Origin of the sequence: Janibacter sp. A1S7 (assembly GCF_037198315.1) — a bacterium.
Classification (GTDB): Bacteria; Actinomycetota; Actinomycetes; order Actinomycetales; family Dermatophilaceae; genus Janibacter; species Janibacter alittae.
In genome coordinates, this window is sequence record NZ_CP144913.1 from 1,534,792 (window position 1) to 1,560,364 (window position 25,573).

Below are 25,573 nucleotides of genomic sequence, written 5' to 3' on the forward strand. Positions count from 1 at the left end.
CTGCTGGTGACGCTTGTGGGTGTTGTCATGGCACTCGTGCTGATGGTCACTGGCCTCGGTCTGGCTATCTACTACGCCATCACGGCCGATGGCTCAGCGCAGGACGACGGGGCATCGGCCGCGCCCGTGAAGGTCGGCCCAGGCGCCACCGAGGGTGAGCGGCGTGACCAGATCGCGGCTACGCCCATGCTCGAGGTGCCCACCGACGCTGCCCTGAGCGGAACGCCGGCCGCGACCCCCGGGGAGGCGATCGAGGTCCCACCGGCGACCACGACCGGTCCGGCAGGGATACCTAGCGGGTACCCGAAGACACCGGAAGGTGCGGCAGGCCAACTCGCCGCGATCGAGATAAAGGTCATGCAGGGGATGTCTATCTCATACACCAACGAGGTCTACAAGCACTGGGCCCTGCCCAAGGGGGTCGGCGCGAAGAACTGGCCGCTGACGCAGAACGTCCAGGCCTTCCTCGCTAGCGCGGGCCAGAGCCAGACGAAGGACACCTCGGTCACGGTGACCACGGAGCCTGCGGCAGCCCAGATCAAGGGCACTGACGGTACGGAGTGGGTCGTGGCCTGCGTGCTCCTGGACGTGCGAGCCGAGATCACCCAGGAAGCGCGGATGGCCTACGGCTACTGCGAGCGGATGCAGTGGTCCGTGGGCCGCTGGATGATCGCGCCCGGAGCGAGCCCAGCCAAGGCCCCCTCCACCTGGCCCGGGAGTCAGCTTGCGCAGCAGGCCGGGTGGCGTACCTGGGCAGAGGCGGACTGACCGTGCTGCCTGATTGGACCAATCCCTGGACCCATTTGGGGTCGGCTGCCGGCAAGATCGTCGCCGACGCGTGGACTGCCGCGATGTTGGGGATCTGGAACGCGGGCCTGTGGCTGCTCCGGCTGGTCCTCAACATCGTCGATGCCTTCACCACGCCGGATCTGAGGGAGAACGGGCCTGGACGAGACCTCTACGAGACCACGTTCTGGATCGCGGTGACGCTCATGGTCATCCTCACCCTGGCCCAGCTGGGAATCGCGGCGTTCCGCCGGGACGGGGAGTCCGTGGGTCGAGTCCTTATCGGCACCGGCCAGTTCTTGATCATCTGGGTCTCGTGGATCACGTACGGCGTCGCGGTGGTTGCGGCCTGCGGAGGCTTGACCACAGCGATCCTGAAGAGCTTGCTACACATCGATGAGTGGAAGCAGTTCTCCCCCCTGGGAACACAGTTCTCCACGGACGACATCACCGAAGGCACGGTCGCGACCGTCCTGGGTTTCATGGGCATACTCGTGGTGATCGCGGCCCTCGGCCACCTGATCGTGATGCTCGCACGCTCCGCAGCACTGATGGTGCTGGCCGCGACGACACCCATCGCGGCCGCCGGTTTGGCCAGCGACTTCGGGCGGACGTGGTTCTGGAAGAGCTTCCGGTGGTTCCACGCAGCCGCGTTCACCCCCGTCCTCATGGCGCTGGTCCTCGGCATCGGGGTCGAAATGACCTCCGGGGTGGCCACGGGCATGACTGAGGACATCGACAAGGCCGTGGGCACTGCGGTGCCGGGAGTCATGCTCATCTGCGTGGGTGCCTTCAGCCCACTGGCGCTGTTCAAGCTGCTCGCGTTCGTCGACCCGGGCACCAACTCCGGTGCGTCGCTGCGGGCCGGCGTGGCGGCCTCCGGCGGCATCAGTGGGCTCCTGAAGGGCAAGAGTGGTGACAGCACGTCCTCGGCAGCATCGAGCACGGACGAGAACGGCAAGTCGCAGGGCGAATCCGCCGGTGAATCGGATGCGACGGCGCGAGCCAGCCAAGGAATGAGCAAGCTCGGGGGCCTGGGGAAGGCCGCGGCCGGCGGACTGGACGCGATGAGCTCCATCGCGGCCAAGGGAGCATCGATCGGGTCCGACGTGACCAACCAAGCCGGCATAGGGCACAACCAGTACGCCCCCGACTTCGGCGGAATCAGGAAGAGCGGCGGGGGACAGGGCAAGGGGCCGGACGAAGAGCCCCCCGGCGAGTCCCCGAACGACGACGGGACCGGAACAACCCCGGATGCGCCGACGCCGCCGACACCCGGTGGGGACCAGAACGGTGGGAGCGGCGCACCCTCGATGCCGCAACCCCCCACGCCCCCGTCCCCGCCGATGCCCGGTGGAAACCAAGGCGGCGGTGGTCAGGGGTCGCCAACAGAAGGGATGCCGTCCGAGCCCGGCGCCGGAGGGTCTGGCGCCGGAGGGTCTGGCGCCGGGGCAGCAGGTGCCGGAGGGTCTGGCGCCGGGGCAGTCGGGGCCGGCGCAGTACCGCCGCCCGTCTAGCAGATCGAAGGAAGAGAAATGAGCGGAATCTACGCCGATTACACAAAGGCCCGCATTGGCCTGGTGTTCGGGTTGTCAGGTTTTCAAATCGCCGTGCTGGCGCTGTCCTTGCTGCCCATCGCGTGGAACGCGAGTCGTGGGGCGTGGCTGTCGGCGCTGGTATTCGTGGTGCTGTGGCTGTTCATCGCGGCCATCACTACCGTCCCGGTCCGGGGCCGGTCAGCAACGGGGTGGATCGTCGCGACGCTGCTGTTCTCCCTCGGCGGCCTGCTGCGGTGGACCCGGTGGCGAGCGAAGGCAACCCGGGGCGCAGTCGAAGCGCTGGATGAGCCGGACCTGCCGGGGGTGCTCCAAGGCATCCAGATCCATGACGGTCCTCCGAGCGGGGCGACCTTCACCCGGATCGCGATCATTCAGGATCACCGAGCCAGGACGTGGGCAGTGACCGCGGCCGTGGTCCACCCCGGTATCGGGTTGATGGAGCAGGAGGACCGGCTGCGCAACGGCAGTGGGTTGAGTGAGCTGCTGGACCTGGCGGCCCGGACCGAACTCATCGACGAGGTCCTCATCCTCGTGCGGTCAGTCCCCGACGACGGAGCCGAGCGCAAGCAGTGGATCACCCGGCACCGCCGCAGCGACGGCCCGCTGGCGGTGCGGCAGATCAACGACGACATCCACGAAACGCTCAGCCCGTCGAATGTGCGCACGGAGTGCTTCGTCACCATCGTCGTCCCCGAGACGCGACTTGGCCGGCAGGCCAAGGAGTCCGGGGGCGGAGTCGATGGACGTGCACGCGTGATGTACGGGTTGGCAGGCGAAGTCGAGTCCCAGCTGCGCGGAGGCTTGGGCATGACCAGCGTGACATGGCAAACCAGCCCGGATCTCGCGTTGGCGTGCCGTACCGGGTTCGCGCCGGGAGACCGCTCCGCGATCATCGATGCCCTGGCTGAGCAGGAGGACGGGAAGGACACGAACGCGCAGGTGCCGTGGGCGATGGCCGGTCCCTCCGGAGCGGACGCGCTTGCGCGCCACTACAGCCACGACGCCTGGAACTCGACCTCCTCGACGATCAAACTGCCCGTCAAGGGGGCAGCGATGGGGGCACTGGCCCCCGTCCTGACCCCGGGAGAACCCGGGGAGCGACGAAGCTTCCTTGTCGCGTACCCGATTTTGAGCCAGACCAAGGCAGAACGGCAGAGCGCCAACAGCGAGTGGGCTGCGGACGTGGGGGATGGGATCCGCACCCAGATGAAGGTCAAGCAGAAGACCAAGGAACGCGACGAGGCGGACAAGGTTCGACGCCTGGACACGAAACTGGCGCGAGGCAACTCGCTGACGCGGCCCTACGCGGTCTGCACGGTCACCGCTCCCAAGACTGCCGCGATCGCGGAGTACGGACCCCGGTTGGATGCCTCGATCCGGCGTGCCGGGTTCGCCCCCCTTCGTCTCGACATCGCGCATGACGTCGCGTTCGCGGCCTCCACGGTGCCGCTGGGCGTCAGTCTCGCCCGGAGGGCGGATTGATCATGGCTGGTACGAAATCGCGCGGGCGCGACGTCTCTCGCCTGTTGTCCGACTTCGGGCACGACCTTCCGGCCGTGCCGGCCCCACCGGGGAAGGTCAGGGATCCGCGGGTGTTCCGGCACGCGCCCCCTCGAGGAATGCGCAAGGCAGGCCGCGGGTGGACGCCAGCCCCCGCGCCCGTGTCCTTGTGGCGCATGACCAGCGACCAGGCCCCTGTGTACTGGCCCTTCATCTCCACCCCTGCTCTGCCGCCCACCGGCGCGCACATGGGCGTCGACCACCTCTCCGGTGGCGCGTTCTTCGCTGACCCGATCGGGTGGGTCCTCAACGACGGGGTGCCGGTCACCAACCCCAACATCTTCTCCTTCGGCAAGCCCGGGCGCGGCAAGTCCGCCACGACGAAGGCCTTTTGCCTGCGGATGATGGATTTCGGGTACCGGGTGCTCGTGCTGGGAGACGTCAAGGACGAGTACGAGGCGATGGCGCGCTTCCTGGGCGTCGAACCCGTGCGCATCGGCAAGGGACTGCCGGCCCGGATCAACCCGCTGGCCTTCGGGCCTCTGCTGGCCGGATGGGACAGCCTCAGCGTCGAGCAGGCGCGTTCACGGGCGGCGATCGTCTTCTCCCGGTGGCTGACCCTGGTCCGCGGCCTCGTGGGCTCGCAACGCATCGGCGATCACCGGGTGCCCTTCGGCCCGACGGAGGAGGTCGTCGTCAAGTGCGCACTGCAGCACCTGACCGGGTACGCCCAGGGGAACTCGAGAATGCGGGAGACGACGATCCCCGAGCTGTGGCACCTGCTGGACAACCCGACCAGTCAACTCATCGCCGAGTGCAGGTACGCCAACGAGCGGGCCTTCCTGGACGAGACCCGGCTGCTGCGTGACGCCCTGGGGCAACTCGTGAACGGAACCCTCTCCGGTCTCTTCGATGACCACACCACCATCGACATCGATTGGAAAGCGCCGATGCAGTCGCTGAGCCTCTCCCGGCTGGACCCACTGGGAGAGGAGGCCGTGGGCATCGCCTTGACCTGCCTGAACTCGTGGGGTCGGGGAATGCGCGAGACCGCAGACGAGGGCGACCTGCGGATCGTCGTGCGCGACGAGGCGTGGAAGCAGCTGCGCCTGGGACCAGAGGCGGTCAAGAGCTTCGACTCCGACCTGAGGCTCTCGCGCAGCGCCGGCGACATTCAGTTCGCAATCGCGCACAAGCCCTCAGACCTCCTCTCCGCCGGAGATAGCGGATCTCAGGCCGTGGCCATCGCCAAAGACCTGCTGCACCTGGCCGACGTGAAAATCCTCCACGGGCAGGACCGAGCCGTAGCCAACGAACTCGAGCAACTCCTCGGCCTGGGCCCGATGGCCCGCGACCTGATCACCGGATGGGCCATGCAGGGCCAGGGCCGCGCCCTGTGGGGCGTCGGCGAGCAGATGTACAAGGTGGGCACAGTGCTCCACCCGATCGAGAAGGAGCTGACCTACACCAACGACGCGATCAAGGCAGCCGGCTGAGATGAAGAAGGCCGCGATCGTCCTGGTGCCACTGCTGGTATTTCTCGGGATGCCGCTCGGGACCGCGCTGATCATCACCGCGATGAGCGCGCCAGCGGTCGGCCAGCAGCTCCAGACCCTCGAATGTGGCGGGGTGGCGCCTGCCACAGGTGCGTGGCGGGCGCCGTTCCAGCAGAAGTACACGGTCAGCGACCGGGGGTTCGGCAGAGAGTTCCACCCGATCCACAACGAGTGGCGGATGCACACCGGGCAGGACATGGTCTCTCTACCCGGACCCGGGCCGGTGGTGTCGATCGGGACGGGCAAGGTCGCGTTCGCCGGCCAGATGGGCGGCTACGGCAACGTCGTCGACGTCCAGCACAGCGAGGGCGTGGTCAGCAGGTACGCCCACCTGGCCAGCATCGACGTGACCCGGGGGCAAAGCGTCGAGGCGGGCACGAAACTGGGCGTGGAAGGGACAACGGGCACCAGCACAGGAGAGCACCTGCACTTCGAGATCCAGATCGATGGCCGGGCCGTAGACCCCATGCCGTGGATGACCAAGCATGGGGCCCCACTGAACGGTAAGGCCGTCGCGGCCGCCTCCCAGACTCCCGAGCAGGTCCCCGCGAACGTCGAGGAAGGCGGTGTCGGATTCACGCTGCCCATACCAGGCGCACCACGGAAGGACTCACTGCACAACGAGGCACTGCCGATCCCAGCGAACATCAAGAAGCTCTACATCGAGGCAGGCAAGAAGTACGGCCTGGCCTGGACCCTGCTCGCAGGGGTCGGCATGGCCGAGACCGCCCACGGCCGGAACACAGCTGTCTCGTCGGCGGGCGCCCAAGGCCACATGCAGTTCATGCCCAGCACCTGGCAATCGATGGGGACCGACGGTAACGGCGACGGCACAGCAGACATCCACAACACCGCTGATTCCATCTACTCGGCGGCACGCTACCTCGTGCACGAAGGAGCCACCCGCGGCGGCGGAGAGGGCGTCAAGGAAGCGCTGTTCGCGTACAACAGGGCCACCTGGTACGGCAACGACGTGCTCTACTACGCCGAGGCCTACGGCGGAGGCATCGTCCTGGGCACCACCACGGACTGCACCGAGACCAGCGGCACCAGCAGCCGGAACCTTCCCCCACTGACCGACGCGCGAGCGAAGAAGGTCCTGACCTGGGCAGCCGAGCAGGACGGGGACGACTACGTGATGGGAGGCGAGGGGCCCGACGCCTGGGACTGCTCATCCCTGACCCAGCGCGCCTTCAGCCAGATCGACGTGAGCATGCCCCGCACGGCCGCAGCCCAACGCGACTGGCTCGCCGCGGGCAACGGGATCCGCATCAAGCCCGGCGAGGAGAAGCCCGGCGACTTGGTCTTCTGGGACTCCTACCTCGGGCCCAACGTGATCGGACACGTGGCCATGGTCTGGGACCCCGCCACGAAGAGCACCATCGAGGCCCAGTCGACGAACACCGGCGTGGGTCATTTCTCCTACGAAGGCAAAGAAGACAAGCAGATCTTCGAGATCTGGCGAGTCGGCAACGTCAGCGACAACCCCAGCCGCTCCACCTAGCTAGTGACCGCCACAGGCCCCCGAGGGGCATTGGTGGTCGAAAGGAGCCCACGATGCAGCAGTCACGACGATCAAACCCTTACCCGTACACTTGGGAGATCCCCTTGGCCATGTTCCTGGCCGTGGTTCTCCTGCTGTTCTTGGGAGTACACCTCGGGCGGGCGGTGGCCAATTTCTGGGCCGGTGCCGGACTGACCGTCCTCTCCGGGCAAGAGATGCTCACCAGCTGGGTCAGCGTGCTCAAGGGCGACGCCGGGGCGGGACTCTCACCACGGCCCGACAAAGTCGCCGGCACCACCGCGCTTCGGACCTGGATCATCGTCTCGGAGGCGTGCATCATCGCCGGACTGATCTGGGCCGCCCGCGTGTCATGGGTCCACTGGGGCCCTGGCACTGTGCGCGGCGTCGCCACGAACGACGAGGTCGAGCAGGTCGTCGGCCGCGCCCGTCTGCACAAGCAGGCCCACGTCATCCGACCCGACCTCTACGCCAAAAAGCCCAACGTCATTCACAAATTGGCGACACAGCTCAAGGGAGACCAGCGATGAAGATCGAACCCGAGCAGGTGGGCTGGCGCTTCGGCAGCAGCAAGCACCCCCACGGGACGGACCTGTGGATACCGTGGGACCGCGCCGCCGGAGTCATCGGCCCGCAGGGCAGCGGAAAGACACTCGACGTGCTCGTTCCGGCCCTCCTCGGGGCCCCCGGAGCCGCCATGACCACGCTCACAAAACCCGAAGACCTGCTCCTGAGCTGGACGGCCCGTTCCACGGACGACCGACCCTGCGCGGTCCTCGACCCGTTCGGCCTGACCGACGGCCTGCCCGAGCTCGTGTGGGACCCCATCGCCGGGTGCGTCGACTCGATGGTTGCAGAGCGACGCGCGAAGGCCTTCGCTGCTGGCACGATCCAAGGCTCCGACAGCGGCGGCAACGACGGAGCCGCACGGTTCTACGCGGCAGAGGCGGCGAAGGTCCTCAAGGGTTTCTTCCACGCGGCCGCCCTGACCGGGGGCACACTCGATGACGTGCTGCGCTGGGTCGCCAACCCCCTCGCCGCGACGGAGGCAACGTCGATCCTGCAGGACCACCCCCACGCTGCGCCGTTCTGGCACGGCCTGGTCTACGCCGCCCTGCACGGGGACGAACGCACAGCGGGAAACACCGTGACCACCGTGCAGCAGGCCATGGAGATCCTCTTCCAGGAGCCGATCCGTCGTCGGTGCGTCCCCGGGCCCAACCGGCCCGCGACCAACATCGCTGAGCTGATCCAGCGACGCGGAACGGTCTATCTGCTCGGACGCGAAGACCCCTACGCCTCGGCGTCGCCACTGATGACCGCGTTCGCGGAGTACATGCTCGACACCGGTCTCGAGGCAGCACACCGATCCCCTTGGGGACGGCTGTGCCCCCCGATGGTCTCGGTCCTCGACGAGCTTCCCTCGACCGCGCCACTGCCGACCCTGCGCACCCGAATGGCCAACGAACGAGCCCTGGGAATGTCCTTCATCTGGGCGGCGCAGACCCCAGCCCAGCTGACCACCATCTACGGCAAGCAGGAAGCCGAGTCCCTGATCCAGCTGACCAACAACCTGCTGATCTTCGGAGGAGGCAAGGACGGAACCTTCAACCAAGAGATCTCCGATCTGCTCGGGACTGTCCGCGTCGGGCGCTCGACTTGGCAGACCGGGAAGGGAGGACGCAGTCACTCCGGCGAAGACATCCCGATCATCACCGCCTCCGAGATCCGCAGACTGGAAGAGCGCACGGCCCTGCTCGTTGCCGAGAACAGTCGCCCGATCATCGCCGGCCTACATCGATGCATCGATGGCCGGTCCGGCAAGCACCTTCTGTCGCAGCAGAAGGCGCTGCGCGGGCAACTGGCCGAGGATCGGCAGATGACGGTGACCCAGGAAGCGCGGGCCACCGCCGCACTGGTGGAAGCGCGCCGGTGTGGGCTCAGTCGCGAGGCCACTCACCAGCAGGCCAAGAACGCCTCGTACGGGCAGCTGTAGGAGGCTGAGGTGAACAGCCCCGAGACCACCGATGCGCGGGCCGTCCCCCTGACCAGGTCATTTCCGCGACCTGGCCCCGGCTTGGTCCAGGCATACCGGGAACTGGACCTGGCGATGAACGGCACGGCAGAGCAGGTCAAGGCACTGGGGGACATAGAAGCACTGCCGCGCCCATGGGAACCCGCGTCCATCACCCAACCGCAACTTCGACGCGAGGTGTGGAGGTGGCTCGAGGACGTCGTCACCTGGCTCAACATCGAGTACACGTGGGACGTCGCGACGATCATCCCCGAGTGCTGGCCCAAGCACCCCCACATCGTGCACGAGGTCGCCGTCATCGCCGACCTGCGCCGAAGCGCGGGACTGGCATTCACCAGTGCTGCCCTCGAGGAGTGGCACCGCTACGCCCTGCCAGCGTTCACCGAACGGATGCGATCACGCATCAAGACCGGCTGCGACACCGGCCACCAGGAATGGCCCGCCCGCAGCCGCTTCCATCGGCACACATCGGCTCGTGCCAAGAGCAGCCGCAACACGGCCTACCTCTCCGACGAGCGGACCACGCAGCGACCCCCTTCGCCCAGCGCCACGGCACGACTACGAGTGGTCGACGAGCCTGTGCCGCCCAACGTCGATCCCCACACCGGTGAGGTGTTCGACTAGATTCGATGCCTGAAAAGTATGTGTCGCGCCCGCCCGGCGCATCTCAAGGCCAAGTTCCGGGTCTGCTCCCTGTCGCCGGCCCGCTGCCCGAGGCACTCAGCCGGTGGTGCTCCACCACCCGAGCGGCACTGGAACGCGATAGGTCGACGCGCGGATCATGTACGCCTCCCAGTGGATCTGCAGTACCTCCACGCAGCCTCGACGCTCGTGCTCGGCGCCTCGACGCTGAGCGGTTCAGAGCCCCACCTCGACGTCCGGCGCGCAGCCGACCACCTCGCGGACGCGCAGACCGCGCGGGACGAGACCGTGCGGGCGTGGCCCCGGGAAGCAGGCACACAGACGGCAGGGCGCTCCGACCACGAGCAGCCGCTTGCAACACAGCGCCTACACGAGAACATCCGCGGCCACCTTCGCGACGGTGCCTCGTGGCGTCCCCCGCCGACATCGCCGAGAGTATCGCGCCGTCGAGACGCTCCGTGCTATTGCTGACCTCGGCCCCGCGCGTTACGTCCGTGGGCCCGCCCAGGACCTCGGAGGAGTTGCAGGAGACCCCGAGCAGGTATTTACGGACCTCACGCGGGCCGTGGCCACACGCACCGTTACCGGTCGGGCGACCGGCATCCTGATGGAGCGTCACCACCTGACGGAGACTGCCGCGTTAGAGAGCCTGACCACCGCCGCGCCCCGCCCGGGGCACCGCCTCTCGTGGGTGGCCGAGCACGTCGCCACGACCGGGGCGAACCCCTCATTCGCCGATGTAGGACATCTCGATCTTGTGACCAGTTTGGTCTGCGGGACGTCGACAGCGCGCAGCTCTGAGTAGCGGTCGGTGCGCTGGTGCCACCGGCCGGTCGCGCCCAAAATGCCGATAGACAGACCGCGCTGGGCGGGTGGGAACCATGCAGGGACGAACGGGACGCAGACGGCGAAGACGGTGCCGCCGACGCCCGAGGAAGAACCCGGCGAGCAGCAGCAGCGTGGAGGGGATCAGCGCGAAGAAGCCGATGAACAGCACGGGCAGGATCGTCAGGGCCGAGATCACCGGGAACACCAGGCGACCGCCGTAACGATCGGTCAGGGACTCGAGGACGACGCCGAGCGATCCGACGACCACCGGCACCGCGACCATCAACGACACGTCGAACACGGTGAGCTCGCCGACCCGGCCGGAGTCGCGGAAGACGGGGCCCGAGTGGGCTGATCAATGCCCAGGCCCGGAAGTTCAGGGCAGACCCGATGGTGGCCACGGCCAGCGTCAGCCATGACTCCCCATCGGCGGCGCACTCATCTGCCTGGCCCGTCGCAGGGTCGACGTGAGGTCGATCTGCACTGCCTTCCCCCTTTGTCGCGACGTGTACGGCACACCCTCGCACGGATCCAGTAGCGTTGCTTGACCCATGTCTGGGTTCGAGACTTCCAGGATCGGATGATTCCTGCGCAAGGGCACGGCGGCCGAACTCGCGGGCAGAAAGCTGTTGGCACTCTTCGGCGGCGCCTAAGCACGCGACTTCGCCGATGTGTACAAGCTCGCACAACGTTTTGGCAAGAAGCGTTTGATCGAGCAGACGCAAGCACTGGACCCAGGCTTCGACCTCGACGTACTCGGCGAAATGCCGCGAACCATCGATCGATTTGACGACCACGACATCCCACTTGCGCCCGAGGAGCTGCCGGTCGTGGGTGGAACGGCCGATCAGTACCCGGCGCCGAGGCGAGACCGCGCCTGAGCGGGGGAGAGGTCATGCTGACCGATGTGGAAAACATCGGCGCCCACGAGCGCTGCGACATCGGCCCGGTCGTTGGCGGCGAAGAGCTTCCCGTGCTCAGCGGCCACCCGGCTAGCTAGTCAGAACTGTCATCAGATGTGGTTCGGTTTGACGGTTCCCTCTATACCGCACCTGCTCCCGTCCTCGCGCGGGGCGCTTCGGTCCGCTGGCAAAGCGCAGGAGTGGACATCACTACTACAGCCTGTAGGATACTTGGGAATCATTCGTGAAGACGCCTGACGCCGGACGGGGTTCGGAATACGTGTTCAGACTTGGGTCGGGCGCGAAGGAAGCGAAGTCATTGACGTGCCTGAACAGCACAACGCCGCGCACCAAGCGGAGAAACCGCTCAGGCGGACCATCGACGAAGCCAAGCTCGCGGCCCGCCGGGCCGGCCGGCCTCGCAGCAAGGTCATGGCATTTGTCGCGTTGACGAAGCCGCGGGTCGTCGAGCTCCTCCTCGTCACCACTGCACCCGTGATGATCTTGGCCGCTGAAGGAATGCCGCATCTTTGGCTGGTGCTGGCCACTCTTATCGGCGGATCCGCAGCAGCGGCTTCGGCCTCGGTGTTCAACTGTTTCTTCGACCGCGATCTGGACGCGAAGATGCAGCGGACGAAGAATCGGCCGTTGGTCACGGGGGAGGTCACCCCGCGCGAGGCGCTCATCTTCGCGTTCACGCTCGGGATCGGCTCGATCTTCTGGATGGGTGGCTTCACCAACTGGGTCGCGGCTGGTCTGGCAGCCGCGGCGATCTTGCTCTACGTGGTGTTCTACACCCTCGTGCTCAAGCGGCGCACCACCCAGAACATCGTGTGGGGAGGTGCGGCCGGCTGCATGCCCGTCCTTATCGGCTGGTCGGCGGTCACCGGCAGCCTGAACTGGGAGCCGCTGCTGCTCTTCCTCGTCGTGTTCTTCTGGACCCCACCGCACTACTGGCCGCTGGCCATCAAGTACAAGGCCGACTACGACGCCGCCGGCGTGCCGATGCTGCCCTCGAAGGTCCCGCCGACCACCGTGGGCCGGCAGATCCTGGGGTACGCGTGGCTCATGGTCGCGGCCAGCCTTGCGCTCATCCCGGTCGCCCCGATGGGACCGATCTACATCATCACTACGTTGGTTGCCGGTGCGTGGTTCATGTACCAGTGCTACGCGCTGACCAGCCGAGCCAGGCAGGGTTACCACGGCAGCCAGCTGCAGGCCATGAAAGTGTTCCACAGCTCGATCGCGTATCTGACGGTCGTGTTTCTCGCTGTCGCTGTCGACCCATTCTTCAACCCGTTCGTCGGGTGACTTCGACCACACTCTGAGTCGGCGTCTGCAGCTCAGAGCGCATTGAACCCATCTAAGGAGCATCATGCCCCGCATCACCATCGGACTTGGCATCGTCCTCGTCGCCGTCGGCGTCATCGCCTACATCGCAACCGGATTCGCGAGCTGGACTGCGTTGATCCCCGCCATTCTCGGCGCAGTCATCCTGGCCTGCGGTCTCATCGGATTGAAGAACCAGAAGACAGGCATCCACATCGCCCTCGTGGTCGCGATCCTGGGCATCCTCGGCACCGGCATGAACGTATTGCAGATCGGCGCACTGCTCGCCGGCGAGGCCGAGCGTCCCGCAGCCGTGATCACCAGCATCATCACCTTCGTGCTGCTCATCGTCTACGTCATCCTCGGAATCCGGTCCTTCATTACCGCCCGCCGATGGAAGGGCACAGCAAACGCAGAAACCGCGGCGCAGTAGTCAGCTAGCTTCCAGCCAGAAAGTGGGCCAGCCACTCGCCACCGCATGGTTCACCCTGAGTTGAAGAGTGTTGAAGTGGGAGCAGCCGTCGCTTCCGTGCTCGCCGCTCCAGGCCAGCCGCCGCACCAGCAGCCGCGGCCTTGCGCCACTCGATCAGGTGCGAGGAGTGCAGGCCCTCCCGGCGCTGGATCGCCCCACGTTGACCACGATCTGCCCCGTCGTACTCCGCCAAGATCCCGGCGTTGTATCCGGCGGTGAACGTGCGCCGTTTCGGTCGATCCGCTCGAGGTCCCATGACCCCATCATCGGGGGCCACATTAGCCGTGGTCATCGTCATCGTGCTCGTCTCGTTTCTCACCCTGTGCAAGAGAATGAGGTGTGTCTGACTTAATGAGGCATTCGCGGTTGGAAATACCCAGCCAATCGTGGTGCGTGTTTACGGTTGGGTTTCCTTGTGCGTCTGACGGTAGTCGATCTGGTTCTCTCGTGCTCGGGCCAGGCCCTCGCGGCAGGCCTGGCGACCCGCTGCGGCAACGCCCTCGCCCGCCGCGGCCGTTACTGCCCACAAAACCCCACCACCTTGCCCACGACCCCGGCCGACCCCGGCTGCATCGACCGGCAGGTAGCAGCCGATTCACGACGCCTGGCCACCCTCGCACCACCCCTGGTGTTCGGCGACACGTCGACCGGGGAGACTTCGCCGCCGACGTCAAGAGCCTAACGACCCTCCTGCTGCACATCGCGGCCGCCACCGGACGCCGCGAACTGCTCCCGGCCTGGGCCGGCGACGTCCAGGCCGCGACCCGCCCTTTGGCGCGAGCTCTCCGATGGGGCCTGCAGCCACCGGCAGACATCGCGACCAGATCCCGGGCCCTGACCACCGCCGCCGAGATCATCACCAGCGGCGACCTCGAGGTCGCCGCCGCACGCTTGACTCCCTGATTCGAGACGATCCCGCGAACCCCAGACGGTCTGCTTGGTTGGGCGGGCGATCACACCAGGCGCACCCCGGTCACGACCCGCCTGATCAGGAGCAGGCCCATGCCGAGGATAAGCGCACGGATCGCGGGCAGTGCCCGAACTGACAGGCGGCAGCCCCCTTCGTCCGCTTGTCCGGCCGTGACGGCTAGCGTCGGGGTCGTGACCATCCTGTCCGACCTGGCCGCTCTCGACGAGGACCCCTTCGACTCCGTGCTGTGCGTCGTCGCTCATCCCGACGACATCGAGTACGGCGTGGCCGCTGCCGTCACCGCGTGGACCGGCGCCAGCAAGACCGGGCGCTACTTCCTGTTCACTCGCGGTGGGGCCGGGGTCGACACGATGGACTCGGTCGACGCCGCACCCCACGCACGCGTTGCTCGTGCAGCTCTACTGAGCGGATGACCGTCAGTTTCGGCTCCGCCGATACCGTGTGGCAAAGGAGGAGCGCGACCTCGCGCGGGTTGGCGCCGGCCACCGCCTTGATGGTGACGGCTGCGATTTTCTGGTGGTTGGCGCTGCCGCCGCGCGGGTGGTGGGTGCTTTTGCCACTGGGGGTCGCTGCATTCATGCTCGCCCTGGCCGGTCGTCCGCTGCGTGAGCGCCTGTGGCTCGGCGCGCTCGGTGGAGTCATCCACTACGGCATCGCCCTGCGCTGGCTCACCGACTTCACCGTCCCCGGGTACCTGGCTGCCGTCGCACTCGAGACAGCAATGCTGGTGCTCGTCGCGGCGGTGTCGCTCGGCATCCCAGCACCGCCCAGCCCGTCCACGCGGCGCCACGGGCGGCGGGGCTGGTGGCTGACCACCCCCGCCGCGCTCGTGCTGCTGGATGCGGTGCAAAACCGCTTCCCCCTCGGCGGCTTCCCGCTGCCGTCTCTGGGCTTCAGCCAAGTTGACGGCCCGTTTCTGGGCGCGGCCCCTGTCGGTGGTCCCCTCCTGGTGACCGGACTCGCGGCCCTGACCGGTGCCGCAGTGACGGCTCTCGTCCTCGGGTCGAACCGCACCCGCGCGGTGGCCGCGGTCAGTGCCGTGCTGGCGATCACTATGCCACCGGCGCTGCCGGACACCCCGGGGACCGCGTCGTCGGGCACGCTCGACGCGGTGATCGTCCAAGGAGGCGGTGCCCGCGGGGTGCACGTGATCCAGTCGGTGGATGCCACCGCCGAGCACCTGCAGGCCGCCCAGGCCATCACCGGATCGCCGGACCTGGTGCTGATGCCGGAGAGCATCGCCCATGTCGATGGCCCAATCGGCCGGACACCGGTGGGCGCACGCTTCGCCGATCTGGCCCGACGGCTGGGTACGAACCTCGTCGTGGGGACCACCGAGGCGGAAGGTCAGGACCGCTTCCGCAACGCGTCCGTCCTGTGGGGCCCGGAGGGGAACCTGCTGGGTCGCTACGAGAAGCACCACCGCGTGCCCTTCGGGGAGTACCTCCCGATGCGGGACGTGGTCGAGTCACTCAGCGACCTGACCCGACTCGTGCCACGCGATGCCATCGCCGGTCAGGGCCCCGCCGTGCTCCAGCCGCGTGGGATACCACCGTTGGGCATCATCATCTCGTATGAGACGTTCTTCTCCGACCGGGTCGCCGCGGCGGTGCGTGCCGGCGGGCAGCTGGTCCTCGCCCCGACCAGCGCCTCGTCCTTCACCGGCGAGGTCGTCCCCGCGATCGAGGTCGCCGCCTCCCGGCTGCGCGCCCGCGAGTTCGGCCGCACCGTCCTGCAGGCCGCACCCACGGGGTACTCGGCCATCATCCAACCCGACGGTGCGGTGACCGAGCTCAGTGGTCTGGGGACCCGCGAGCTGCTGATGGCCAGCGTCCCATTGCGAACCGGGTTGACTCCCTATGCGCGCGTGGGCGACATCCCGGTGCTGGTGCTCGCGCTGCTCACCCTTGTGGCGCCAGTGTGCGTCCGCGCCATCCGCCGGCGGGTCGTCTGACCGGCCGCCAGTCCCGTCCAGGGCGAAGGGAGCAGCGCCGCCGGATGAGCACTGCAGCGCGTGGCCGCTCTGGCGCCGTTACGCCCGGCCGACGCCGGGCAAGTGAGCGAGGGCCCGTTCGGGTTCTGCCTCTACGCGTCCTACCCGGTGGCAGGTCGTGGCCCTGGACACCTTCTGCGTCGGGCGCCTGAAGGGCATCGGCGCGGTCTGGCAGCTGACGGCCGTCGACATCGCCACCCGTAGCGCCGTCGTGGAGCTCGATCGTCGGGAACGAGACCGCGCAGGTCAACGCCCGCTTCCCGGACCGCCTGAAGAGGGCCCGAGCACGGCGTCACCCTGGAGGGATGCGGACGAACAACGGTCCGGAGTTCGTCGGCAAGCCCATCCAGCCCCGTGCGGTGGAGCTGGGCTGACCCGCCGCCGGATACTGCCGAGGTCTGCCGACCGCGCCTGCCTACACTGGCAAGGTGCCATTCCCTCGTCTGATCAACGCGATGGAACGTCGCCAAATTGGTCTTTACCTGCTGGCCATCGCGGGTGGAGCGCTCCTCGGCTGGTCGCTCCCTGCCGCGGCCGGGCCGCTGGAGCAGGCGATCACTCCGGTGCTCGGGCTGTTGCTGTTCGCCACGTTCCTGGGAATCCCGTTCTCCGCCATCGGCCAGGCAGTCCGCGATGTGCGCTTCCTGGCCACGGTTGTGATCCTGAACTTCGTCATCGTTCCTGTCGTGGCCTTCGGTCTCTCCCGGTTCGTCGCCGATGACCAGGCTTTGCTGGTGGGTGTGCTACTGGTGCTGTTGACCCCCTGCATCGATTACGTGATCGTCTTCGCCGGCCTGGCCGGCGGCTCCAGTGAGCGCCTGCTGGCGGCCGCGCCGCTGCTCATGCTGACCCAGATGGTGTTGTTGCCGATCTATCTGGTCCTTTTCGTCGGTCCGGGACTCGTCTCGGCTATCGACCCTGAGCCCTTCCTGGAAGGGCTCATCGTGCTGATCGTGATCCCTCTCGCACTGGCGGCATTGATCCAGTGGTGGTCCCGCCGAGCGGCGACCGGCCAACTGGTGATGACCGTCATGCAGGCGATGATGGTTCCGCTCATGATGGCGACTCTGGCGGTGGTGATCGGATCGCAGATCCACGGAGTGGGGCGCGAGATCACCAGGCTGCTCTCCGTCATCCCTCTCTACGCGGTCTTCCTGGTGGTGATGGTTCCCCTCGGCATGGCCACCGCGCGCGCTGCACAGCTGGGTCTGGGAAGCACGCGGGCCGTGGTTTTCAGCGGCGCGACCCGCAATTCATTGGTGGTCCTCCCACTAGCCCTGTCGCTGCCGGACGCTCTGGCTCTGGTTCCGCTCGTCGTGGTCACCCAGACCCTGGTCGAACTTCTGGGCATGGTGGCCTACGTGAAGATCATCCCCCGGCTGGTCCCCTCCGAACCCCGCTCAGCGAGCTCGCCGCACAGGCCGGGACCTCATCCAAGACGCTGCGGTTCGGCTGGGGGTCGGTGATGGTGATCGGGTCTCCGGCGAAGGTTGCCGGCGGGGATGAGGGCGGCCTCGCGAGCTGTGCGCAGGTCGGTGAAGCGGTATCGACGGAGCTTCGCTCGGCAGCGGGGCAGGGTGCTCACTAGAGCGGTTGCGCACCTCGCGGTCAATGGGTGACAACCGGCTCTTCAGAGCCTCGAGCCCCCACTATCTCGTGGTCCTCTCGGGGAACCCGGCCCCGAGTGTCACGAGCCCATGAGGACCGCCAGCGTCGGCGGGGTCATCAGTGCTGCGGCGCAGACGAGGTAGAGCACCAGGGTTTGCCAGGGTGCGGGGTCGTCGGTCGCGAGCAGACGGATCCTCGTCGCCGCCGAGCCGGCCCCGGCCGAGGCACCCGGGGTGAGGCCCTGCTCGCTCGTGGCCTCGGCGAGGGAGAGGATCGCCCGCGCGAGGGAGATCTCGCCAACGTCCCGCCGGGCGGCCCGGTCCGCGAGGACCTCGACGATCAGCGCCACCTCCGCCAGCGCCGCATCCGTGCGTAGCCACCGAGGCGTCGCGGTGTGCAGCACCGTGAAGAACTCGAGGACGAGGTCGTGCCGCTCCCGCAGATGGGCCTCCTCGTGGGCGACGACGGCCGCGAGCTGCTCGGCGGGCAGGGCGGTCAGGGCGGCCTCGGTGATGACCAGACGCGAACCTGCGCCGGGGACGCAGTAGGCGGACAGCTCGGAGGAGGGCAGCACCCGGGTGTGCGCACCCTCGTGGCGCCCGACGATGTCGACGAGCTGGCGGTGCTGCGCCCGCGCGGTGCGGATCCTGCGGCCGACGTGGTGGCCGTTGAGCAGCAGCCGCACGAGCACCCCGACCGAGGCAATGCCCGCGACGACGAGGATCGCGACCTCGAGGGTCGTCGACTGCGGGTGGGGGTGGACCAGGGCGAGCGGTGCCGCGCTCAGCAGGCAGAGGACGGCGGACAGGGACAGCGCCTGCCACACGAAGAGCGCAGCCCGCGGGCTGCGACGCAGGCGCTCGATGCGCACCAGGGCCCGCGGCGCGATCAGGAGCGCTGCCGCGCAGAGCAGCAGCAGGACGGCGATCACGCTGAGGAGTCTGCCGCCCCCCGGCCGCGGCGACGTCGTGGCCGATCTCCCCTCGCCTCCACCGCAGCCATGGCCTCGCGCACGGCGTCGAGGTCGTCGACGCTCGCCTCGGAGAGGAAGTGCAGGATCGCCGCCTGCCGGTCCTCGCTGCTCAGGTCGTGCAGCGGGCTGCGCATGGCCTGCGCCGTGAGCGACTCACGCGTGGCGGCGGGGTGGTAGCGCCAGGCGCGCCCGTCGCGCTCGCGGGTGGTCACGCCCTTCACCTCGAGACGGGAGAGGACGGTCATGACCGTCGTGTACGCGAGGTCGCGACCGGTGAGGCGCTCGAGCACCTCCCGCACCGTGAGTCCGCCCTCCGCGGCCCACAGCACGTCCATGATCGCCTGCTCGAGATCACCCAGGGACACGCTCTTGGCCATGGCTCGGCACTCCTTCCTGCATCGTGACCACGCGGTCCATGCGATCCAGGCCGACGTGGTGGTGGGTCACCATGATCACCGACCGCTCCCCGGCGCCCTGCAGGAGGTCGGCGATGACAACCTCCGCGGTGGGGTGGTCCAGGTGCGCGACGGGCTCGTCGAGCAGGACGACCGGCCGCGCGCTGGCGATGGCCCGGGCGATGGCCAGCCGGGTGCGCTCTCCGCCGGAGATGCCGAGCCCGCCGGTGCCGAGGCGGGAGTCCAGGCCGTGCTCGAGCCCGTCGAGCCACGTGCCGAGCCCTGCCCGACGAAGGGAGTCGACCAGCACCTGGTCGTCCGCGTCGGGTGCGGCGAGGGCGAGGTTGGCCCGCAGGGTCCCCGCGAGCACGTGGGGCTCGTCGTCGACGACCGCGACGAGCCGGCGGACATCGGCCAGGGGCGCGTGGGTGACGTCGGTGTCGTCGACGGTGTAACGGCCCGCCGTGGGATCGAGGTGGCGCGCGAGGACGGCCAGGAGGGTGGATTTGCCGCTGCCGTTGGGCCCGGTGATCGCGACGCGCTCGCCGGGCTCGATGGTCAGGTCGAGGGGCCCGAGGTCGGTGCGACCGGGCAGCCACCCGGCGGCGAGATCACGCAGCTCCAGGCGCGGAGTCCCGTGCGGGCGAAGGGGGTGTCCTTGGGTCCCACGCTCCGCGTGGGCGGTGCGACGGAGTGGGTCCCACGCACCGCGCGGGCGCCTCGAAGGGGGCTCCACCTCCGGGTGGTCGACCACGGCGGGGGTGCGGCCGAGCAGCTCCACGAGACGGCGGGCGCAGGCGCGAGCCCGGGCCAGGGCCCGCGTGGCGTCGGTGAGGACGCCGAGGGCTTCCCCGGTGGCCACGGGCGCGAGGACGAGCAGCGCCCGCACAGGGGCATCGGCCCCGGACGTGCTGGCCAGGGCAGCGCACGCCAGCGTGGACGCACCGGTGATCACGAGCACTGCTGCGGCACTGAGGGATCGGCCTCGCGACTGGCGGGCGACGCTGGCGCGCAGCCGGACGTGGGCCGCGCGCAGCCAGTCGTGCGCGGACCCGGTCCCGCCGATGACCCGCAGCTCGTCGGCCTGCTCGGTGGTCAGCTGGACGACTCGGGCGACCTCGGCCCGGGCGGCGAGGACCGCTGCCTGCGAGCGGGACTCGAGCCGGTCGGCGAGGATCGCCACCACGGCGGTCGCCAGCAGCATGGCCGCCAGGACGAGTCCCACCCTCGGGTCGACCAGCGCAGTCAACGCAGCGGCACCGACTCCCGCGACCAGGGCGGCGATGGCGGGCACCGTCACGCGCACCGAGGCCTCCACGACATCGGTGAGGTCGTCGACAACCCCGGTGAGCACGTCCGTCCGGCCTCGCGCGCCCAGCCGGGCCGGGGTGAGGGGGACCAAGGCGGCGTAGGTCCCGGTGCGGCGCTCCGCCAGGTCGCGCAAGGCGACGTCGTGACTGCGCAGCCGCTCCCAGTACCGGAAGACCGGGCGCGCCAGACCGAAGGTGCGCACCGCGACGATGGCGGTGAGCAACAGCATGATCTGGGGCTGCTCGTCGGCCCGCACGATGAGCCAGCCGGAGGTGGTCGTCAGGGCGATGCCGGACGCGGTGGCGACCCCACCGAGGAGACCGGCCACCACGAGCCCGCGGGACAGGTGCAGCGTCGGTAGCCGTGTCGGGTCGAGGTGGCGCATCATCGGACCAGCACCCGCTCGCCGAGGTGGACGTGCTCGTCGGCGCGGGCGACCAGCTCGGGTTGATGGCTGACCGCGATGACCGTCCGGGACGCGGCCAGGGCGGTGATGACCTCCCCGATCATCACCGCGGAGCCCGGGTCGACGTGTGCGGTGGGCTCGTCGAGGAGGACGACCGGAGCGGGGGAGAGCAGTGCCCGGGCCAGCACGAGGCGGGCGCGCTGGCCGGCGGACAGACCGAAACCGTCGTCGCCGATCGGGCTGTCGAGGCCCTGCGGGAGACTCGTCACGACGCCGTCGAGCCCGACCGCTCGCAGTGCCTGCCAGACGTCGTGGGCTTCGACGGGGCCACCGATCGTGAGGTTGGTGCGCAGGGTGCCGGCACCGAGGAAGGGTCGCTGGGTCACCAGGTGCACCTCGGGGGCGCTGACCTGGCCGCAGTCCGGTCGGCGGATTCCGGCGATGACCTCGAGCAGGGTGGTCTTGCCGCACCCTGACGGCCCGGCGATCACCAGCAGACCGGGACCGGCGGTCAGGTCGACCTGGTCGAGGACACGCCGGGAGGTGCCGGGGTAGGAGTAGCCGAGCCCGCTCACCGTGACGGTGCCGCGGGTCAGGTGGTCACGTCGTGCGGCAGGAGTCGATTCTTGTGGCACGAGGTGCCCATCTGAGTCGGTGGCCATGGGGCGAAGGGGGGATGCCTCCCCTTCGTGCTCAAGCTCAGCGCGCTCCAGCTCGGCCAGGATCTCGTCGAGGGCGGCTGCTCCGTCCGCGGCGGAGTGGAACTCGGTGCCGACCCGCCGGATCGGCCAGTAGGCCTCGGGCGCCAGCAGGATCGCGGTGAGGCCGACCGACAGGTCCATCGAGCCGGTCGTCAGGCGCAGGCCGACGACGACGGCCACGATCGCGACCGAGATCGTCGCGAGCAGCTCCAGGGCTGCGGCCGACAGGAAGGCCAGACGCAACGTCTGCATCGTGGCCCGACGATGCCGGTGGCTCACTGCGCTGATCACCTCGACCTGGCGCTCGGCGCGCCCGTAGTTGACCAGCGTCGGCAGCCCGCGCACGACGTCGAGGAAGTGCCCGGACAGGTCACGCAGCGCACCCCACCGACGTTCGGTGTCCTCCTGCGTCGTCGCCCCGATGAGTGCGGCGAAGAGCGGCAGCAGCGGCACGGTCAGCACGACGACGACGGCGCTGGGCCAGTCGACGACCATCAGCGCCGTCATGGCAAGGGCTGGCACGATGGCGGCAGAGACGAGGGCGGGGAGGTACTTCGCGATGTACGGCTCCACTGCGCTCGTCCCCTGCGCGGCGAGCGTGAGCGCCCGCTCGCGAGAGGGCCGCTGGTCGATCGTGCGCGCCGACCACACCCGCAGCAGCTGCTCACGCAGGTGCGTGGCGACGATCGCGCCGGATCGTGCCGCGATGCTCTCCGTGAGCGCGCCGAGCAGCGCCCGTGCCGCGAAGAGCGCCCCGGTCCATGCGGCCGGGGCGACCAGCGACTCGCCCCGCACCACCGCGACCACGAGCGTGGCCAGGGCGAAGGCGGTCGCGATCGTCAGGATGCCCTGGACGATGCCGACCACCCCGAGCGCGGCCACCGGCCCCCGCGTGGCCGGGACCGCCTGCAGGACGCGGGGGTCGAAGGGCTTCACGGGTGGCTCTCGGACACGGCCGGCATGTGGTCCACGGACAGGCGCCGACGGAAGGTCCAGTACGACCACACCGTGTACCCGAGCATGATCGGCGTGAAGACCACGCCGGCCCACGTCATGATCGTCAGGGTCAGCGGCGAGCTCGCCGCGGCCTGGAGGGTGAGGTCCGGGCTCGCACCACGACCATTGATGGCATTGGGGAAGAGCATGAGGAAGTAGCTGACGACGGTCAGGCCGATCGTCGCCGAGGTGCCGGTGAAGGCCCAGCCCTCCGCCCCCCTCGCATTGGCGGCAATGGCCGCGAGGAGGGCGACGACGGCGACCCCGCTGACCACCCACGATGCAGCCATGCCGCGGGAGATGCCGAGGGCCACGAGGAGGGTCACCGTGAGGATCGCGGCGACGGGGCCGACCCTCTGGCCGAGCGCGCTGGCCTCCGACCGGAGCGGCCCGGCGGTCTTCAGCGCGATGAAGTGCGCGCCGTGCGTCAGGCACAGCACCGTCAGCGTGAGGCCGCCGAGCAGCGCGACCGGTGTCAGCAGGCTGAGGACCGACCCGTCGAACTCGGTGTACTTCGTGGTGCCCGCGAGATGCTCGGTCATCGGGAGCCCATGAACGAGGTTGGTCAGCACCACCCCGACGACGAAGGGGGCCAGGACCGAGCCGGCGATGATGGTCAGGTCCCAGCGCCGCACCCACGTGGTGTCGGTGCGCTTGTGGCGGTACTCCAGCCCCATGTTGCGCAGGATGAGGACAACGAGCAGCAGGAGCAGCGGCAGGTACATCCCGGAGAGCATCGTGGCGTACCAGTGCGGGAAGGCGGCGAACGTGGCACCGACCGCGGTGATCAGCCACACCTCGTTGCCGTCCCAGTGCGGGCCGATGGTGGTCAGCAGCGTGCGACGCCGGGTCTCAACACGCTGGTTGAGGTGCGGGGTGCGAGCCTTGAAACCGCCCCCACCGAGGACTGGCAGCAGCATCCCGACGCCGAAGTCGAAGCCTTCGAGGACGAGGTAGCCGGTCCACAGCACGGCCAGCAGGACGAACCAGATGAGGATGAGATCCATGGTGATGCTCCCGGGTCAGTAGGCGAACTGGAGCGGCTCGTCGTCCTCGACGAGGCGTGGTTCCTCGAAGGGCTCGGCACCGCGGCGGATGTAGTCGAGCAGCAGACGGACCTCGACGACGGCCAACGCCCCGTAGAGCAGGGTGAACACGCCCATCGAGATCCACACATCCGTGGCCCCGACGGAGGGGGAGACGGCGGTGCGAGTGGTCATCTCGCCGAAGACGACCCATGGCTGGCGGCCGACCTCGGTGAAGATCCACCCGAAGCTCTGCCCGAGGACCGTGGCGAGCGGGGCGAGCACGGTCAGGGGTTGGACCCAGCGCTGCATGGGCACGCGGTCCTTGCGGGTGGCAAACAGCACCCACGCGGCGACGGCCATCGCGAAGAACCCGGCGCCCATCATCAGGCGGAAGTTCCAGTACGTCACCGCGATCGGCGGGATGTAGGTGTCGGCCTGCGTGAGCTCACCGTCGGCGAACTTCGCCCGGTACTCGTTCTCCAGCTCGACCATTCCCTGCACCTGCCCGTCCCAGGTGCCGGTGCCGAGGAAGGAGAGCAGGCAGGGGATCTCGATGACGTGGGTCGGGTCCTCGCCACCGAGACCGGCGATCGTTAGGGCGGAGAAGGGGGCGCACTCGCCCTCCGGTGGGGTCTCGTACAGGGCCTCCGCGGCAGCCATCTTCATCGGCTGGACATCGGTCATCACCTTGCCCTGCAGGTCGCCGCTGATCGTCATCCCGAGACCGGCGACGAGGGTGACGACGGCACCCAGGCGGGTCGCGTGGCGGTACATCCTGCGGTCGGCGACATCGTCCCCCTTCGCATCTCTGGTCACTTTGCGCAGCTTGTGCAGGCCGACGCCCATGACCACGGCGCCACCGACCATGTAGGAGGCGGTGATGACGTGCGGGAAGGCGACGAGCTGGACCTCGTTGGTCAGGACCGCGATGAAGTCGCTCATCTCCGCGCGCCCGGTCTGCGGGTTGATCCGGTAGCCGACGGGGTTCTGCATGAAGGAGTTGGCCGCGAGGATGAAGTACGCCGAAAGCACGGTGCCGATATGCACGATCCACATGCAGGCCGCGTGCAGCCGCTCCGGGATGCGACCCCAACCGAAGATCCACAGGCCGAGGAACGTCGACTCGAGGAAGAAGGCGAGCAGCGCCTCCAGCGCCAGTGGCGCGCCGAAGATGTCGCCGACGAAACGGGAGTAGCTCGACCAGTTCATCCCGAACTGGAACTCCTGGACGATGCCGGTGACGAGCCCGAGCGCGAAGTTGATCGTGAAGAGCTTGCCCAGGAACTTCGCCATCCGCAGGTGTTCCTCGTTGCGGGTGCGGATCCAGCGGGAGTGGTACCAGGCGACGATCGCAGAGAGCCCGATCGTGATCGGCACGAAGAGGAAGTGGTACACGGTGGTGATCGCGAACTGCCACCGCGCAAGCTCCAGCACGTCCATCGGGTCTCCTACGACGTAGAGTACTACCGTTCGTAGTAGTCAACGCTACCCGTGGTGCTCCGTTCGGCCAAATGTGTCGCGCTCAAGACCTCGTCGCACAGGTCGAGCACGTAGTACTCGTCGGATTCAGCGCGCTCGGCCATGCGCGAAGACTCGCAGAGGGCCCATTCGGACACTCACTCGTGCTCGCGTACGACCGTGAACCTACTGTCGACGAGCCAGACGTCCTTCCCGCCGCCGGCGTAGGCGACCGCGACGATGGCCGAGTCTCCGACTGAGGGCCGCACTCCCGCCGGACCCAGGTCATCAGTTGCGCCTCGGCCTCCTGGCGAGGCTCGGGGTCACCGACGCATCGTCCACATGCCCGGACATCGGAACTGGCCTATCCACAGATATGGCGATGCTGCTTCACCTACGACCCGGCCTCGGGAGGCGCGCTGGACGTCGACACCCCGGAGGATGAGGATCCGATGAGCTCGAGCCGCTGGTGCACCCCGTCAGGACGAGGGCCCCCGTCACGAGCAGACCCAAGACCGTGGCTACGGGTGTCGTTCCCTTCACCAATTCACGTACCCCCATGGAAACAGGTGACGCGTCATGCCGCGGTGCAGCGATGACGCACCCGGACAAGACGCCGAAGAGGCCGCGACCTCAGCCACG

21 protein-coding genes and 1 pseudogene are annotated in these 25,573 nt (G+C 68.5%); 14 read left to right on the forward strand and 8 right to left on the reverse strand.

Annotated features, from left to right (window positions below):
• Positions 1–27: 27 nt before the first annotated feature.
• The 9 genes from V1351_RS07365 (at position 28) to V1351_RS16295 (ending at position 10,405) form a co-directional block, all read left to right on the forward strand.
• Complete coding sequence (locus V1351_RS07365; RefSeq protein WP_338752182.1) at positions 28–768, forward strand: hypothetical protein; 741 nt, start codon at positions 28–30, stop codon at positions 766–768.
• Positions 741–2,303 carry a hypothetical protein gene (locus V1351_RS07370; protein WP_338752183.1) on the forward strand — a complete coding sequence of 521 codons (1,563 nt, stop codon included), beginning with the start codon at positions 741–743 and terminating at the stop codon, positions 2,301–2,303. Before V1351_RS07365 ends, V1351_RS07370 begins: the two co-directional genes overlap by 28 nt.
• 18 nt (positions 2,304–2,321) lie before the next feature.
• On the forward strand, positions 2,322–3,827 hold the full coding sequence (locus V1351_RS07375) for an SCO6880 family protein (protein WP_338752185.1): 1,506 nt from the start codon (positions 2,322–2,324) through the stop codon (positions 3,825–3,827).
• 194 nt (positions 3,828–4,021) lie between these two features.
• Entirely contained in the window at positions 4,022–5,341 is a 1,320-nt protein-coding gene (locus V1351_RS07380; RefSeq protein ID WP_338752187.1) for an ATP-binding protein, read from the forward strand.
• A gap of 1 nt (position 5,342) precedes the next feature.
• The gene (locus V1351_RS07385; protein ID WP_338752189.1) at positions 5,343–6,905 is read left to right on the forward strand and encodes a peptidoglycan DD-metalloendopeptidase family protein; all 1,563 of its coding nucleotides are present in this window, start codon (positions 5,343–5,345) and stop codon (positions 6,903–6,905) included.
• Positions 6,906–6,958: 53 nt separating this feature from the next.
• Entirely contained in the window at positions 6,959–7,453 is a 495-nt protein-coding gene (locus tag V1351_RS07390; RefSeq protein ID WP_338752191.1) for a hypothetical protein, read from the forward strand.
• Entirely contained in the window at positions 7,450–8,919 is a 1,470-nt protein-coding gene (locus V1351_RS07395) for a type IV secretory system conjugative DNA transfer family protein (protein WP_338752193.1), read from the forward strand. The genes V1351_RS07390 and V1351_RS07395 overlap by 4 nt, the downstream gene beginning before the upstream one ends.
• A 9-nt stretch (positions 8,920–8,928) precedes the next feature.
• Positions 8,929–9,582, forward strand: a complete 654-nt coding sequence (locus V1351_RS07400; protein WP_338752195.1) for a hypothetical protein — start codon at positions 8,929–8,931, stop codon at positions 9,580–9,582.
• A gap of 418 nt (positions 9,583–10,000) precedes the next feature.
• Positions 10,001–10,405, forward strand: a complete 405-nt coding sequence (locus V1351_RS16295) for an ANTAR domain-containing protein (protein WP_422389023.1) — start codon at positions 10,001–10,003, stop codon at positions 10,403–10,405.
• On the opposite strand, the gene V1351_RS07405 is transcribed toward V1351_RS16295, so the two are convergent.
• Both V1351_RS07405 and V1351_RS07410 read right to left on the reverse strand, forming a co-directional pair.
• Positions 10,328–10,729 carry a hypothetical protein gene (locus V1351_RS07405; RefSeq protein ID WP_338752197.1) on the reverse strand — a complete coding sequence of 134 codons (402 nt, stop codon included), beginning with the start codon at positions 10,727–10,729 and terminating at the stop codon, positions 10,328–10,330. The genes V1351_RS16295 and V1351_RS07405 overlap by 78 nt on opposite strands.
• Positions 10,730–11,258: 529 nt before the next feature.
• A pseudogene (locus V1351_RS07410) lies at positions 11,259–11,416 on the reverse strand (thiamine phosphate synthase); the annotation flags it as partial.
• Between the two features lie 238 nt (positions 11,417–11,654).
• On the opposite strand from V1351_RS07410, the gene V1351_RS07415 reads away from it, so the two are divergent.
• The 5 genes from V1351_RS07415 (at position 11,655) to V1351_RS07440 (ending at position 17,521) form a co-directional block, all read left to right on the forward strand.
• Positions 11,655–12,641 (forward strand): heme o synthase, encoded by a 987-nt coding sequence (locus tag V1351_RS07415; protein ID WP_338752199.1) that lies wholly within the window; start codon positions 11,655–11,657, stop codon positions 12,639–12,641.
• Positions 12,642–12,705: 64 nt separating this feature from the next.
• A complete protein-coding gene (locus V1351_RS07420) occupies positions 12,706–13,092 on the forward strand; it encodes a hypothetical protein (protein WP_338752201.1) in 387 nt (128 codons plus the stop codon).
• A 1,140-nt stretch (positions 13,093–14,232) separates the two neighbouring features.
• Positions 14,233–14,475, forward strand: coding sequence for a hypothetical protein (locus V1351_RS07430; protein ID WP_338752203.1), 243 nt, complete (start codon positions 14,233–14,235; stop codon positions 14,473–14,475).
• Positions 14,472–16,016, forward strand: a complete 1,545-nt coding sequence (gene lnt, locus V1351_RS07435) for an apolipoprotein N-acyltransferase (protein WP_338752205.1) — start codon at positions 14,472–14,474, stop codon at positions 16,014–16,016. Before V1351_RS07430 ends, lnt begins: the two co-directional genes overlap by 4 nt.
• A 494-nt stretch (positions 16,017–16,510) precedes the next feature.
• A complete protein-coding gene (locus V1351_RS07440) occupies positions 16,511–17,521 on the forward strand; it encodes an arsenic resistance protein (RefSeq protein WP_338752480.1) in 1,011 nt (336 codons plus the stop codon).
• A gap of 221 nt (positions 17,522–17,742) precedes the next feature.
• On the opposite strand, the gene V1351_RS07445 is transcribed toward V1351_RS07440, so the two are convergent.
• From V1351_RS07445 to V1351_RS07470, 6 genes are read right to left on the reverse strand one after another with little or no spacing between them, the layout of a single operon-like run.
• Positions 17,743–18,594 carry a M56 family metallopeptidase gene (locus V1351_RS07445; RefSeq protein WP_338752207.1) on the reverse strand — a complete coding sequence of 284 codons (852 nt, stop codon included), beginning with the start codon at positions 18,592–18,594 and terminating at the stop codon, positions 17,743–17,745.
• The gene (locus V1351_RS07450; RefSeq protein WP_338752209.1) at positions 18,591–19,013 is read right to left on the reverse strand and encodes a BlaI/MecI/CopY family transcriptional regulator; all 423 of its coding nucleotides are present in this window, start codon (positions 19,011–19,013) and stop codon (positions 18,591–18,593) included. Before V1351_RS07450 ends, V1351_RS07445 begins: the two co-directional genes overlap by 4 nt.
• A complete protein-coding gene (gene cydC, locus V1351_RS07455; protein ID WP_338752211.1) occupies positions 18,988–20,730 on the reverse strand; it encodes a thiol reductant ABC exporter subunit CydC in 1,743 nt (580 codons plus the stop codon). The genes V1351_RS07450 and cydC overlap by 26 nt, the downstream gene beginning before the upstream one ends.
• The gene (gene cydD / locus V1351_RS07460; protein ID WP_338752213.1) at positions 20,727–22,385 is read right to left on the reverse strand and encodes a thiol reductant ABC exporter subunit CydD; all 1,659 of its coding nucleotides are present in this window, start codon (positions 22,383–22,385) and stop codon (positions 20,727–20,729) included. Before cydD ends, cydC begins: the two co-directional genes overlap by 4 nt.
• Complete coding sequence (gene cydB / locus V1351_RS07465; RefSeq protein ID WP_338752215.1) at positions 22,382–23,452, reverse strand: cytochrome d ubiquinol oxidase subunit II; 1,071 nt, start codon at positions 23,450–23,452, stop codon at positions 22,382–22,384. Before cydB ends, cydD begins: the two co-directional genes overlap by 4 nt.
• Before the next feature lie 15 nt (positions 23,453–23,467).
• Complete coding sequence (locus tag V1351_RS07470) at positions 23,468–24,913, reverse strand: cytochrome ubiquinol oxidase subunit I (RefSeq protein ID WP_338752217.1); 1,446 nt, start codon at positions 24,911–24,913, stop codon at positions 23,468–23,470.
• Positions 24,914–25,573: the final 660 nt, after the last annotated feature.